The 13431-nt window shown below is 44.6% G+C and carries 14 protein-coding genes; 1 reads left to right on the top strand and 13 read right to left on the bottom strand.

Going from position 1 to position 13431, the window contains the following annotated elements:
* Nucleotides 1-225 carry a DUF951 domain-containing protein gene (locus PPM_RS26320; RefSeq protein ID WP_013373909.1) on the bottom strand — a complete coding sequence of 75 codons (225 nt, stop codon included), beginning with the start codon at nucleotides 223-225 and terminating at the stop codon, nucleotides 1-3.
* Nucleotides 215-1165, bottom strand: a complete 951-nt coding sequence (locus PPM_RS26325) for a mechanosensitive ion channel family protein (RefSeq protein WP_013373910.1) — start codon at nucleotides 1163-1165, stop codon at nucleotides 215-217. The genes PPM_RS26320 and PPM_RS26325 overlap by 11 nt, the downstream gene beginning before the upstream one ends.
* A gap of 250 nt (nucleotides 1166-1415) precedes the next feature.
* On the opposite strand from PPM_RS26325, the gene yyaC reads away from it, so the two are divergent.
* The gene (yyaC, locus tag PPM_RS26330; RefSeq protein ID WP_013373911.1) at nucleotides 1416-2021 is read left to right on the top strand and encodes a spore protease YyaC; all 606 of its coding nucleotides are present in this window, start codon (nucleotides 1416-1418) and stop codon (nucleotides 2019-2021) included.
* Here the strand turns inward: yyaC and PPM_RS26335 are convergent.
* The 11 genes from PPM_RS26335 to rpmH form a co-directional block, all read right to left on the bottom strand.
* Nucleotides 1975-2496 carry a DUF4446 family protein gene (locus PPM_RS26335; RefSeq protein ID WP_013373912.1) on the bottom strand — a complete coding sequence of 174 codons (522 nt, stop codon included), beginning with the start codon at nucleotides 2494-2496 and terminating at the stop codon, nucleotides 1975-1977. The two genes, yyaC and PPM_RS26335, sit on opposite strands and share 47 nt — an antisense overlap.
* Before the next feature lie 204 nt (nucleotides 2497-2700).
* Complete coding sequence (locus PPM_RS26340) at nucleotides 2701-3543, bottom strand: ParB/RepB/Spo0J family partition protein (RefSeq protein ID WP_013373914.1); 843 nt, start codon at nucleotides 3541-3543, stop codon at nucleotides 2701-2703.
* Nucleotides 3536-4297 carry a ParA family protein gene (locus PPM_RS26345; protein WP_013373915.1) on the bottom strand — a complete coding sequence of 254 codons (762 nt, stop codon included), beginning with the start codon at nucleotides 4295-4297 and terminating at the stop codon, nucleotides 3536-3538. Before PPM_RS26345 ends, PPM_RS26340 begins: the two co-directional genes overlap by 8 nt.
* A 187-nt stretch (nucleotides 4298-4484) precedes the next feature.
* Nucleotides 4485-5303: a nucleoid occlusion protein gene (gene noc, locus PPM_RS26350; protein ID WP_013373916.1), complete on the bottom strand. Its 819-nt coding sequence runs from the start codon at nucleotides 5301-5303 to the stop codon at nucleotides 4485-4487.
* A 386-nt stretch (nucleotides 5304-5689) separates the two neighbouring features.
* Nucleotides 5690-6412, bottom strand: a complete 723-nt coding sequence (gene rsmG, locus PPM_RS26355) for a 16S rRNA (guanine(527)-N(7))-methyltransferase RsmG (RefSeq protein ID WP_013373917.1) — start codon at nucleotides 6410-6412, stop codon at nucleotides 5690-5692.
* Nucleotides 6412-8301: a tRNA uridine-5-carboxymethylaminomethyl(34) synthesis enzyme MnmG gene (gene mnmG, locus PPM_RS26360; protein WP_013373918.1), complete on the bottom strand. Its 1890-nt coding sequence runs from the start codon at nucleotides 8299-8301 to the stop codon at nucleotides 6412-6414. Before mnmG ends, rsmG begins: the two co-directional genes overlap by 1 nt.
* Before the next feature lie 97 nt (nucleotides 8302-8398).
* Nucleotides 8399-9775, bottom strand: a complete 1377-nt coding sequence (gene mnmE / locus PPM_RS26365; protein WP_013373919.1) for a tRNA uridine-5-carboxymethylaminomethyl(34) synthesis GTPase MnmE — start codon at nucleotides 9773-9775, stop codon at nucleotides 8399-8401.
* A gap of 128 nt (nucleotides 9776-9903) precedes the next feature.
* Nucleotides 9904-10662, bottom strand: a complete 759-nt coding sequence (gene jag, locus PPM_RS26370; RefSeq protein WP_013373920.1) for an RNA-binding cell elongation regulator Jag/EloR — start codon at nucleotides 10660-10662, stop codon at nucleotides 9904-9906.
* Entirely contained in the window at nucleotides 10659-11525 is an 867-nt protein-coding gene (locus PPM_RS26375) for a YidC/Oxa1 family membrane protein insertase (protein ID WP_013373921.1), read from the bottom strand. Before PPM_RS26375 ends, jag begins: the two co-directional genes overlap by 4 nt.
* Nucleotides 11526-11596: 71 nt before the next feature.
* Nucleotides 11597-11947, bottom strand: coding sequence for a ribonuclease P protein component (gene rnpA, locus PPM_RS26380; protein ID WP_013373922.1), 351 nt, complete (start codon nucleotides 11945-11947; stop codon nucleotides 11597-11599).
* Between the two features lie 260 nt (nucleotides 11948-12207).
* The gene (gene rpmH, locus PPM_RS26385) at nucleotides 12208-12342 is read right to left on the bottom strand and encodes a 50S ribosomal protein L34 (RefSeq protein WP_007433250.1); all 135 of its coding nucleotides are present in this window, start codon (nucleotides 12340-12342) and stop codon (nucleotides 12208-12210) included.
* Nucleotides 12343-13431: the final 1089 nt, after the last annotated feature.

Raw genomic sequence — 13431 nt, forward strand, 5'->3', positions numbered from 1 at the left:
TCAAATGGTTTCCGAATTCTGCTCGTCACCACTGGACTTTGAGCGCAGCACTTTTTTCATATTCTTTTCGAACTTGGCACGCGGAATCAGCACACTATGCTGGCATCCGACACATTTGATTCGAATATCCATCCCCATCCGGATGATTTCCATCTCGTTCGTTCCACACGGATGAGGCTTCTTCATCTGCACAATATCCCCTAGTTCAAACGACTTACGCTCCACCCTTCTCTCCCCCTTTTCTTCCTGGCTCATCTTCTTTTTCAAGGGTGATCGCCGTTTCCAGTGCGGCCTGACGATGTTCCTCGTCCTCCAGAGCCCTCTTGATATTATTCTGAATATCACGCTCTACCAAGGCCCCTGTGTTCGGCATACATTCCGCCACAACACGTACGATATACTCTGATGTAGTCATGGACTGAACGCCTAACACATCCGGCATATTAAGTATCTGCGCATTGGACTCTTCAATGCCTTGGATCGCCTGTTTTACCAAGCTGACGGCTTCCTCCAGACTACGCTCCGCCTTCATTGGCACATCTACCACCGCCAACGCGTTGGACATGGAGAAGTTCGTTACTGTCGTAATGGAGCCGTTCGGTAAAATGTACACCTCACCTTTCCAGCTCACCAGCCTGGTTGTACGCAGCCCAATCATTTCTACCGTCCCCTTGAAAGTTCCCGTCTGAATGACGTCTCCTACGGCAAATTGATCCTCAAATATAATAAAGAATCCGGTAATTACATCCTTAACCAAGCTCTGTGCCCCAAAACCTACAGCCAACCCAAGCACTCCAGCTCCAGCAATCAGAGGGCCTAGATTTATACCCATTTGCGATAGCACCAGCATAATTAAGATGAAATTGAATACAATATTTGTTACATTTTTTAGCAGTTCCCCAACAGTCGTTAACCGTCTGGTATTCAATCGGAATCTGCCGTTATCTCCCTTTTGCTCCATCGACTTATCTATAATTTTATTAATAACTCGAATAAAGATACGTGTAATGATGAAAATAATTACAATTTTCAAAATCACAAACAAAAAGGTCGACCACATCGCACTATCTGTAAGCCATTTCCATACAGCATCCTTCCAATGAATCGCACCTTGCACTACGTCATCCGTGTCTAAATTACCGGCCAACCAATGTATAAAGGTCATGCTGTACTCCTCCTCAAACCAGGGAAATACTCTTTCTATTTCCCACATTCTATTTCCTATCTATATAAGCATATCTCCCGACTTCAAACAAATGGCTATGAATAATCTACTTTTCCCGAGTATAAAAGCACAAGTTTATCCATATACTAGCTACTATCTTGAGAATAATTGTTACCCGCAGGCCAAGTATATTCTTAAAGGTAGGCGAGCATAACCTGCACACTCCATTACAGGACGAAAGGAAGATTCCATGACTTATCCATCTGACTTCATTCCGGGGCAAGAACCCCTAAGCTTAAAAATATCACACACCGATCCCGGGATCCAATCAGCCATCATCCATCGTTTGCTGTTCCATCTGCATCAGGCGCGGAGTCTACAAAATATCGTCATCATTTGCATCGGCACCGACCGTTCTACTGGAGATTGCCTTGGCCCGCTTGTGGGTACCCATTTGTCCCGCTACAAAAGCCCCCTATTTAGTCTGTATGGAACATTAGATGAGCCTGTACATGCTATGAACCTGCAAACCACACTGAACGGCATACATGACCGATACGAACAGCCTTATATCATTGGCATAGACGCATGTCTTGGACAAACCTCCAGTGTTGGATGCATTCAGGTTGCAGAGGGTCCTCTCAAGCCTGGAGCAGGTGTAAATAAAGAATTACCGCCGGTCGGCGATATCCATTTGACTGGTATCGTTAACGTCGGCGGCTTCATGGAATACTTCGTGTTACAAAATACGAGACTAAATTTGGTAATGAAGTTATCAGATATCATAGCTAGTAGCTTATACTCCGCAATTAGGGAGTGGCATTACCGGTCTGTCCTACTTGCTGCGCAAGAGTAATAGCTTCTTTCTCTTCAGGTGATAAGGAATAAGCGGATTGTCCCGCTTCCAGAGGCTTGGCATACACATATGAGCCATCCCGGTTATAAATACCGGTCAATACTATTCCGTCCTGATTATCGTCTACAATAGCCAGAGAGAAGCTTAAATCGCTCCCTCTCTCACCAAAGGCATTATAACGTTTGATGCCTATATGTCCCTTCAAGCCAGTCAGTTTGCTGCGTAGTGATTTCATACTTGCACGGTGGGCTTCCTGCTCATCTTCAATCGTATCCATCTGCACCTTTAAATCAATCAGCAGCGTTTCCAAATTCTCTACACCGCTGCCTGCCATCATGGTTTCATACTTTCGCCGTATCTTCTTCAGCTTTGATCCCTGTACAATAATAACAATCAACAGGATAAGCAAAATAAGCACGATCCCTGCAACAATTCCAGCAAGCTGCTCCATGATTAGTCCATTCAATTCAGCCATATGTTTGTTTCTACCCCTCTACCTCAAAAATCATGTTACTGCTTTGCTTACCTTTTATTTTAAACGTTTGAGAACAGCGAGACAAATAACACAAGGCTATTAGTTTATCCATCAAAACCATTCTGATTCCTGCAATTCCAGACAAAGCAAAGACATATCTCACTTTCCATTTCACTCAAGGAGACATGTCCATATTTTTACGGACTACTGTAATAGCTCCAGTAATCTTTCCAAATCCTGCTGGCTGTAATAATTCAATTCGATTTTGCCTTTATCTTTATTGTGCTTGATCTTCACAGTTGTTTTAAAACGCTCGCGTAGGGACTCTTCCATATGGTCAATATAGGGGTCCTTTTTTCGTACCTTTGCTTTAGCTTTTGTTTCTCCAGGCTTATGATCCAACTGCTGTACGGCTTCCTCGAGTTCACGAACACTCCACTGTTGCTCAATGCATTGCAAGGCTAGTTGTTTTACCATGTCTGGATCTTTGAGCCCAACAATTGCTCTAGCATGCCCCATAGACAATGTTCCACGTGAAACATGATCTTTAACCTCTTCAGGCAATGCGAGCAAGCGAAGGAAATTGGCAATGTGTGAACGTGATTTTCCCACTTTCATGGACAACTCTTCCTGAGTTAAGGAGAATTGATCCATTAACCCCTGATAAGCTACTGCTACTTCCATTGCATTTAAGTTTTCACGCTGCAAATTCTCAATCAAGGCAATCTCCATTACCTGCTGATCTGTAAAATTGCGAACAACCACGGGTATGGTCGGATTCCCACAAAATTGAGATGCCCGAAACCGCCTTTCCCCGGCTATAATCTCATATCCTCTCAAGACACTACGCGCAATAATGGGTTGGATAACACCGTGCTGACGAATGGATTCCGCTAATTCCTTAATAGACTCCTCATCAAACGTTTTCCGAGGCTGGTATGGGTTCGCCCGCAACTGGCTGAGCGGAATGTCAACAACCTTATCCTCTTCACTGACTGTAAGGGAGGGAATAAGTGCATCCAGTCCCTTTCCCAACCGTTTACTCATAAGATACCACTTCCTTTGCCAACTCAATATATACCTCTGCCCCACGAGAACGGGGATCATACGTAATAATGGACTGGCCATGTGATGGTGCTTCGCTGAGTCTCACGTTGCGTGGAATAATCGTCTGATAAACTTTGCTTTGAAAGTACTTTTTCACTTCTTCAATGACCTGAATGCCCAAGTTTGTGCGAGCGTCAAACATAGTTAGCAACACACCCTCAATTTGCAAAGAGGTATTTAAATGTTTTTGTACTAATCGCACGGTATTCAACAATTGGCTTAATCCTTCCAGCGCGTAATATTCACACTGGATCGGAATAATGACTGAATCGGAAGCCGTCAAGGAATTGAGCGTCAAAATACCCAGCGATGGAGGGCAATCTATTAATATATAATCATAATTATGCTTGACGAGCTGAAGTGATCTTTTTAATCTCAATTCGCGAGAAATAGTTGGTACCAGTTCGATTTCAGCACCTGCTAATTGAATAGTTGCCGGGATAATATCCAATCCCTCGACCTGTGTACTGATAATCGCCTCGCTAGGGTCAACCTCATTAATGAGTACATCATAAATACAATTTGCCACATCCGCCTTATTGATACCCACACCGCTGGTTGTATTACCTTGCGGGTCGATATCCACGAGCAATACCCTTTTGCCGAGGGAAGCAAGTCCGGCGCCCAAATTCACGGAAGTAGTCGTTTTGCCTACTCCGCCCTTTTGATTGGCTACGGCTATTATTTTTGACACTTCATTCACCTCATAATTTAATCGGAATCCTGCTACGTTCCATGATTGCAAAAGCTCTATGAAGACGTTACTTAGTCCTTAACTTACGGATAACGGCAATTTTCAAAATAGAATACGAGTATGCTGCGGTTTTATGTTGGCGTTAGACAGAAAAAGCGGCAATTGCTGCCGCTGTACGCTTCATCCCTTACTTACGTTTGGGAATTTGAATGACAATCTCATAGTGATCCTCATGATCAGATTCCTTTGTTTTGATATCCAACCCTGAGCCAGACACCATATCAATGGATTGACGAATCGTATTCAGCGCAAGCCGGACATCCTTAGTAAAGGAAATCCGCTTTGATTTCTTAATCGTGGATACTTGTTTATAAAAGGCAACTCGTGCCTCTGTCTGCTTCACATTGAGTTCCTTAGCAATTACTTCATCTAAAACCTTGTACTGTAATTCTTCGGTCTCTAACGACAATAATGCACGGGCGTGACGCTCGGACACCTTCCGTTCCATTAGGGCCTCTTTCACTCTCTCCGGCAAATGAAGCAGCCGTATTTTATTAGCAATAGTGGATTGGCTTTTGCCAAGTCGCTGAGCGAGGCTTTCCTGGGTAAGTTGATGCAGGTCAATCAGCTTTTGATAAGCTACAGCCTCTTCAATCGCAGTTAGACCCTCACGCTGAAGATTCTCAATCAACGCGATGGATGCAGCTTGTGAATCATTAAACTCACGAACAATGGCTGGAATCGTCTCCATACCCAGCTTGGTGACAGCTCTCCAACGACGTTCCCCTGCTATAATTTCATATTGTCCATTACGGAAACGAACGACAATCGGTTGAATTACACCATGCGTCTTAATAGTCTGGCATAGCTCATCAATCTTCTCGTCGTCAAATATGGTGCGGGGCTGATAAGGACTGCTGACAATATCCCGAACTGGAATTTGTTTTATTTCGTCCCCATTGGATCGCTCCGTCAAACCAAATAGCTTGGAAAATTGTTCTTTCATTCCGTATAATACCACCTAATTTCATAATAGCACCATACAAACAGCGCTTCGTGAAAAACAGTTCCTTACGGGGATTGTAGACCCTTCTATATGAAACAGCGCCGTAAGCGGGTACACTCCACGTACTCCCCTGACATTTGTTGTCCCACTTCCCTATATGTATATCTGAAATCATGAGTACGGGAAGCAGCCAACTTACACTAAAACGATTATCTCTATTCTATCACTTTTCCAGTCATAATCCTATCGTCTCTACCAGCTTTTCGAAAGGATAAAAGAATAAAATTATGTAGAGGGTATTACGCAAGGAGTCTTCTTAAGCAAAGATCTATAAACCATAAAAAAAGTGAATGTTTCACGTGAAACATTCACTTTCTTTCAAACATTTACACTAACGGAGCCTTCAAAGGAGTACCTGGCTTACGCGGGTATTTCCGTGGTGTAGCTGCTCTTTTTTCAATAATAATCATATGTCTAGCTGCATCCTCAACAGGTAGCTGGAAGGCCTGAACATGCTTAATTCTCCCCTTCAGCTCTTTCAAACTGTAGGAAGCTTCCATGATTTCTTCGGTTGGATCGCTACCCTTCATCGCTGCAAAGTGCCCTCCTTCACGGACAAAAGGCAGACAAAATTCATTTAGTACCGCGAGACGGGCAACGGCTCGGGCTGTGACCAGATCATAGCTATCACGATATCCTGCTTTGCGTCCCAATTCCTCTGCCCTGCTGTGAATCAGTTCGACATTTTCCAGTCCCAACTGCTCTACAACATGTGCTAAGAATTGTATCCGTTTGTTCAATGAGTCTACGATGGTCAATTGAATATGTGGAAAACATATTTTCAAAGGGATACCAGGGAAACCTGCGCCTGACCCAATGTCAGCCAGGCTCTCCACATCATTTAACGGAACATAAAAGGCAAGTGAAACAGAATCGTAAAAATGCTTGGTGTACACCGCTTCTCGCTCAGTAATACCCGTCAGGTTCATTTTTTCATTCCATTCAACCAGCACACGGTAATATGTTTCAAACTGCTCTAACTGACTGTCATTAATCACAATGCTATGCTCTGCCAGCCGCTGCTTGAACTGCTGTTGTATCGCGTCCATTAAGATCCCCTCGCTGCCGTTACACGGTTATAGTGCTCCAAATAAACCAGCAAAATGGAAATATCCGCAGGAGTTACACCGGAGATACGGGATGCCTGACCAATGGACATCGGACGAATCTTCTCAAGTTTCTGCTTGGCTTCAATGGCCAAGCCTTGAACTTCATTGTATGCGATATCCTCTGGAAGCTTCTTCTTCTCCATCTTTTGCAGGCGTTCTACATGCATCAACTGCTTTTCAATGTAGCCCGCATACTTAATTTGGATCTCCACCTGTTCTTGCTCTTCCTCAGTAAGGGCTACAGGTGAAGGTGAAATTTGTGCCACTTGTGCATAGCTAATCTCAGGTCGACGCAGTACCGTTAACAAATTACTGCCGTCCTGTATCGGTGCAGATCCACCTTGCTCCAGCATCTCATTTACATCAACTGGACGAACTTTAGCTAAACGCAAACGCTCAATTTCTTGCTCTACCTTTTGTTTTTTATCCAAAAAGCGCTCGTATCGTTCATCTGTAATCAGGCCAATATCATGCCCAATCGGAGTCAATCGCAGATCCGCGTTATCATGCCGCAGCAACAGACGGTATTCTGCACGGGAGGTCAGCAAGCGATATGGCTCATTTGTACCCTTCGTCACCAGATCGTCAATCAGAACCCCAATGTAGCCTTGAGAACGATCCAGTACGACGGGCTCTTTGCCCTGCACCTTACGAGCTGCATTAATCCCAGCCATAATTCCTTGACCCGCAGCTTCTTCATAACCAGATGTCCCGTTAATTTGACCTGCCGTGAATAAGCCAGGTACTTTTTTCGTTTCCAAAGTAGGCCACAATTGAGTTGGTACCATCGCATCGTATTCAATAGCGTAACCGTTACGCATCATTTCTACCTTTTCCATCCCTGGAATGGTACGTAGTACTGCTAATTGCACGTCCTCTGGCAAGCTTGTCGACAAGCCTTGAACATAGTATTCAGATGTGTTTTTACCCTCAGGCTCCAAAAAGATTTGGTGCTTCGGCTTATCACTGAAACGCACCACTTTATCTTCAATAGATGGGCAATAACGTGGGCCCGTTCCTTCAATCAGACCAGAGAACATCGGTGCACGATGTAAATTATCATTAATGATCTGATGTGTTTCCACTGAAGTATACGTCAGCCAGCAAGGAAGCTGCTCATTATCCGAGGACTTCGTTTCATAGGAGAAGAACTTCGGCTGATCATCGCCTGGCTGTATTTCTGTTTTACTAAAATCAATTGTATCCTTATGCACACGTGGTGGTGTTCCTGTCTTAAACCGAACTAGATCAAAACCAAGCTCTCTCAAATGTTCAGAAAGTCTCAACGAAGGCTGCTGATTGTTCGGACCACTCTCATACATCAGCTCACCCATAATGATTTTCCCGCGCAGATAGGTGCCAGTAGTCAGGACAACTGCTTTACTACGATACTCTGTGCCCGTCTTCGTAATTACACCTACGCATTTACCGTCTTCTATAATCAGTTCTTCAACCATACCTTGGCGTAAGGTCAGATTCGGTTCCTTCTCCATCGTTTCCTTCATCGCATGCTGATAAGAAAACTTGTCTGCTTGCGCACGCAAGGCATGCACGGCAGGACCCTTACCAGTATTTAACATTCTCATTTGGATAAATGTCTTGTCGATATTCCGACCCATTTCGCCGCCCAATGCATCAATTTCCCGTACTACATGACCCTTTGCGGGACCACCAATAGACGGGTTGCAGGGCATGAATGCGACCATATCCAGGTTAATTGTGATCATCAATGTACGACAGCCCATCCGTGCTGCTGCCAAGGCGGATTCTACGCCCGCATGGCCCGCACCGACGATAATCACATCATAGTCGCCTCCTTGATATCCCATACCTCTCTTACCTCCTTATACATTCGAGTCTTCACCCCGAATATGTTCTTGTGTATCTATAACGATAGCAGGCTTAAAACAGCCATGCTTGAATGTTCTACTTACCCAGACAGAATTGTGAAAATATTTGATCTATTAACGCATCATGCGCAGTATCGCCTACAATCTCACCCAACTGCTCCCATGCCAGCCTTACATCAATCTGGATCATATCAATCGGAACTAATTGATCAGCGGCTTCATAGGCATCTACCAATGATTGGCGCGCTTTCTTCAGCAAAGCAATATGCCGTACATTGCTGACATACGTCATATCCGCTGATTCCAGCTTGCCGCTAAAGAATAAATTCGATATAGCCTGCTCCAGCCGATCTGCTCCCTCATTTTCCTTCACAGACATCGGCACAATAAGCTCTTCAGGAACATAGCGCAGCAACAAATCCCGGTCTATTTGGGCCGGTAAGTCCATTTTATTCATAATAACAATCGCTTGTCTACCGCGGATTTGTTCCATTAATGCCATTTCATCCTCGTGCAGTGGTTCGTTGGCATTAATGACGATGAGCAGCAGATCCGCTTCACTCACTGCCGTTCTCGAACGCTCTACCCCGATCCGTTCCACGACGTCCATCGTTTCCCGGATTCCAGCTGTATCCAGCAACTTGAGCGGAATATTATTAATCGTCACATACTCCTCAATAACGTCACGGGTCGTACCCGGAATATCGGTCACAATCGCCCGTTCGCCCTGAGCCAGTGTGTTTAGCAGTGACGATTTGCCTACATTCGGCCTTCCGACAATCGCTGTAGTCAGCCCTTCACGCAAAATTTTCCCCTGCTCCGCTGTATGCAACAGCCGATCAATTTCCGCCATGACCTGGCTGCTTTTATCCTTGATTAACTCAGACGTAAAGGATTCTACATCATGCTCAGGGTAATCAATGTTTACTTCGATATGAGCAAGTGTCTCGACCAAAACATGACGCAAACGACGAATATTCTGGGACAGTTGCCCATCCACCTGCTTCAAAGCCATCGAAAAGGCTTTATCCGATTTGGAGCGAATTAAGTCAATGACGCCCTCCGCTTGACTCAGATCAATACGACCATTCAAAAAAGCACGTTTCGTAAATTCACCTGGCTCAGCCAGACGTATATTTTGCAGCAGTAACAAATCCATCACTCGTTTAACGGCTACCACCCCGCCATGAGTGCTGATCTCTACCACATCTTCTGTTGTAAAAGAGCGTGGTGCCCGCATCACTGTAACTAAAACTTCCTCCACCTTCTCTTGGCTTTGAGGATCTATAATATGTCCATAGTGTACCGTGTGCGTCGGAACCTTACTTAAGGGCGTTTTACTACGGAACAAAGCCTCCACTTCCGTGACCGCTTCTGGACCGCTGACCCGCACAACTGCAATGCCGCCCTCGCCGACAGCCGTTGCAATGGCAGCTATAGTATCGCTCAGCATATCGTTTCTACCTCCTATCAAGTAAAAACGGCATTGCCGCCCTTCATCAAGGACGGCACCCGTTTCAGTGTGAAATATAAGAAAAAAAGCAATGGCTTCTGCAGCTTGCAGAGAGCCATTGCGTCGGATTATTTCTTGGCAATGACAACGCGCCGATTAGGCTCGTCCCCCTTGCTGTATGTTCTAACCAGCGCATGCTGCTGGAGCTTGGCGTGAATCAGCTTCCGCTCCTGGGACGGCATTGGCTCCAGTACCACTTCCTTGCCATAGCGAACAGCTTGGTTCGCTAATCGTTCCGCCAAATCCTCCAGCGTTTTCCGCCGACGTGCACGAAATTGCTCGGCATCCAGCACAATTCGGATAAATTTATCAGAATGACGGTTAGCAACAATATTCGTCAGGTACTGCAAGGCATCTAATGTCTGTCCTCTGCGGCCAATTAGCATACCGAGCGATGGACCGGAGATATCCAGAGTACTTTCATCCTTGCGATGACGGACATCGACTTCGACGTCCAGTCCCATGCCTGCAGCAGTTTCACGGATGAAACGCACCGCCTCTTCATAAGGATCTATATGTCCCCTGGATGCTTCCATGTTCCTCTGCGCTTCCTGCGCAACAGACCCAGCTTGTGATACAGCCTGTCCCACGTCAGAAGGTGCTTGAGCCGATACATGAGGTTCAGCCGTGTGTGTGGTTTCAGGAGACGGCTCAGAAAGCAGCGTAAGCTCCACCTTCGCCTTTTTGACCCCTAGCCACCCCAGGAATCCTTTTGACGGCTGTTCCAACACGTTTACGGTTACCCGTTCACGGCTTACTCCCAGCTGGGAGAGTCCTTGTCTTACAGCATCTTCAACGGTTTTTCCTGATGTCACGACTTTGGTCATCTCGACTTTTTAGCCCCCTTCGTGTTTTTACCACTTTTTTTCTTACTATTAGAGGAACCTGTTTTCGTGAGACTGGCTGTTTTCACATTAGCCAATGCTGCGTCCTTATCATTATTCCGATAAAGGAAATAGTTTTGAACAATCGTGTAAATATTACTGAAGAACCAGTACAACGGCAAAGCAGACGGGAAGTTATACGACATGAATAGAATCAGCACCGGATAGACATACAGCAAAAATTGCATTGGTCCTTGCTGCGGTGTCGGATTCATTTTCATCATCATCCAAGTTTGGATAAAGGTCGTAATCGCTGCTAGAATCGGCAGGATAAAGAAGTGATCCGGTTTACCTAACTGGAGCCACAAAAAGTCATGATCCCGCAATGCCGAGTTATAATAAATGGCATTATAAAGCGCGATAAAAATGGGCATCTGTACTAACAAAGGCAGACAGCCCGCCATTGGGTTAACCTTGTTTTCTTGAAACAATTTCATCGTTTCTTGCTGGACTCGCTCAGGTGTATCCTTGTATTTCGCTTGAATTTCTTTTAATTGCGGCTGAATAGCCTGCATTGCTCTGGAACTGCGTACTTGCTTGAGTGTAAGCGGCAAAATAATAGTACGCACGATGATCACCAGAATCAGTACGGCCAGGCCATATTCTCCAGAGAACCATTGGGCAAATGTATCCAGCGCATACGAAAACCAGTAAACGACATATCTTTGCCACCAAGATCCATTGGCCAAGTCTGCCGTCGTGTAAGAATTGTGAGCCGCCTGGGTACATCCAGACAGCACAGCAACAAGTGCCAATAAGGCAATCAGGAGGAACCATTTTCCCCGTTGAGTCTTCAAACGCGACACTTCATAACCCCTTTCTTAACCAATCCATTCCAACGTAAATCATACCATATCCTGTAGGACAAAGATACTGATTATCGGCGCGTAGACTTGAGCAGCGAGGCTTTGCGCAAAACGTGCAGCACGCTTTTCTCCAGCTCTTGATACGACTTTGTAACCGCACCCTTACGAACGATAAAAATCAGGTCAATCTGCTCCACCAATTCCTGCTCATGATGGCGCACGATTTCCTTAACGATCCTGCGCATCCGGTTGCGGACAACTGCATTGCCGATCTTCTTGCTAGCCGAAATTCCGACGCGGAACTGCTCCACCTCTCTGCGGCGGAACCAGTACACCACAAACTGATGGTTGGCAAAAGATTTGCCATGGCGGTATACGCGCCCAAAGTCCGCCCGGTTTCGTAGACGCAATTTTTTTTGCACGGCGCTTCTCCTTGCTCATCTCTTTTACACATATCGGTAAGCAACCCTTACCTCTTATATAGTAAGAAGTATGGACAATATTCCAACATGGTAATCTCGCTTATTTTATATCCGTTTTCAAAAACTTCATCTAATATAGAGCAGGATGCAGGACTTATCCCTCTTTTTACACTACATTTCTACAATTAGAAGAAGCAATCCGATCCATAAATACTTCAATTATGAAAAAAAAGACCACCGTAGTGGTCTTTATGCACGCATTACGCACTCAATACTTTTCTACCTTTTTGGCGACGAGCTGCCAAAACTTTACGGCCATTCTTCGTGCTCATTCTTTTACGGAAGCCGTGAACTTTTTTACGTTTGCTGACATTCGGTCTGAAAGTCGGTCTCATTGTGCTGCACCTCCTTACAAGGAATACGTTTTATATGGAATATACCTAACATAGCAATCTCCACAAAAAACACCTTTGTACATTTAACCACAAATAGCGGCCAAAGTCAATGTACTTCTGAATTCTCTCCCTCTTTTTCACATTCAGAAACCCTCTCCGTCTTTCCCCATCATTCACTCTACTCTTTTCTTCCCCTTTATCCCTGATTTTTCGCTTCTTCTCCATGATCAAGATTCATCAACATTTTACTGTGAATTTCGTCCCTCACATATACTGCTCTTTTAACTGCTTTTTTTTCATTTATTTATTTCCGCATTTGAACCCACGTCGTTTCAGATCCCCACCATCTGATTTGCCAAAAATAATGTCGGAAACGTTACCGGAAATTTTCAACACAAAAACAAGCCGCTGTAACCAAAAGGCAACAGGTGTTATACACAGATCCACAAAAAGAATGGAATTGTGATTTAAATGGTCATAACCTGTGCATAACATTTTAGAGTGAAAAAGAGTTATTGTCGAAAACTGAACAAATTATAAACAATATCTTGTGTTGTGAATAAAAATTGTACACAACAGATTGAATTTGTGGATAAATAACCACGAGTCATTGAAATACAAGGCTTCTTTTGCTATGATGATATTACTTTTGAATGTGAATATGTTGTTTTACCCTCCATATTATCAACACCCTGTGGATAAAGTTGTGAACAAGTTCAATTTATCCATCTTTTTATTTTTGTGCGGATTCGGGATTCTGGGGATATATTCTACATTTTTCATTTGATTTCGACATATTGCAGTCCCGTTTTGGCCTGCGGGATCAAGAGAACGGATCGTGCCGCACATTCCCTCCTGAGAAATATCGCCTTTCTTCTGCTGATCAGCAGTGGAATTTTCCATTACTATTTTTCAGGGCATTTTGTGCTGCGTTCTCTCACTACACTGCCGCATGATTTAGGCGGCGGTATGTCTTTTTATGGCCTTCAAACAATATTTTTGTGATTTTAGGCGTTTTGCCGAAGCGCCGAGAGCTGCTCTCTGCAGCTTAATTCGGTAAAATGTCAGGATTTAAAAGGAGTGACGTCT

Source organism: Paenibacillus polymyxa M1 (assembly GCF_000237325.1).
GTDB lineage: Bacteria > Bacillota > Bacilli > Paenibacillales > Paenibacillaceae > Paenibacillus > Paenibacillus polymyxa_C.

Bases quoted from the DNA above. Each gene is read 5' to 3' on its own strand.
- rsmG (WP_013373917.1), bottom strand. From the start codon at position 6,412: ATGGACGCGATACAACAGCAGTTCAAGCAGCGGCTGGCAGAGCATAGC.
- mnmE (WP_013373919.1), bottom strand. From the start codon at position 9,775: ATGCTGAGCGATACTATAGCTGCCATTGCAACGGCTGTCGGCGAGGGC.
- noc (WP_013373916.1), bottom strand. From the start codon at position 5,303: ATGAAAGAACAATTTTCCAAGCTATTTGGTTTGACGGAGCGATCCAAT.
- PPM_RS26335 (WP_013373912.1), bottom strand. From the start codon at position 2,496: ATGGCTGAATTGAATGGACTAATCATGGAGCAGCTTGCTGGAATTGTT.
- PPM_RS26340 (WP_013373914.1), bottom strand. From the start codon at position 3,543: ATGAGTAAACGGTTGGGAAAGGGACTGGATGCACTTATTCCCTCCCTT.
- mnmG (WP_013373918.1), bottom strand. From the start codon at position 8,301: ATGGGATATCAAGGAGGCGACTATGATGTGATTATCGTCGGTGCGGGC.
- PPM_RS26325 (WP_013373910.1), bottom strand. From the start codon at position 1,165: ATGACCTTTATACATTGGTTGGCCGGTAATTTAGACACGGATGACGTA.
- jag (WP_013373920.1), bottom strand. From the start codon at position 10,662: ATGACCAAAGTCGTGACATCAGGAAAAACCGTTGAAGATGCTGTAAGA.
- rpmH (WP_007433250.1), bottom strand. From the start codon at position 12,342: ATGAGACCGACTTTCAGACCGAATGTCAGCAAACGTAAAAAAGTTCAC.
- yyaC (WP_013373911.1), top strand. From the start codon at position 1,416: ATGACTTATCCATCTGACTTCATTCCGGGGCAAGAACCCCTAAGCTTA.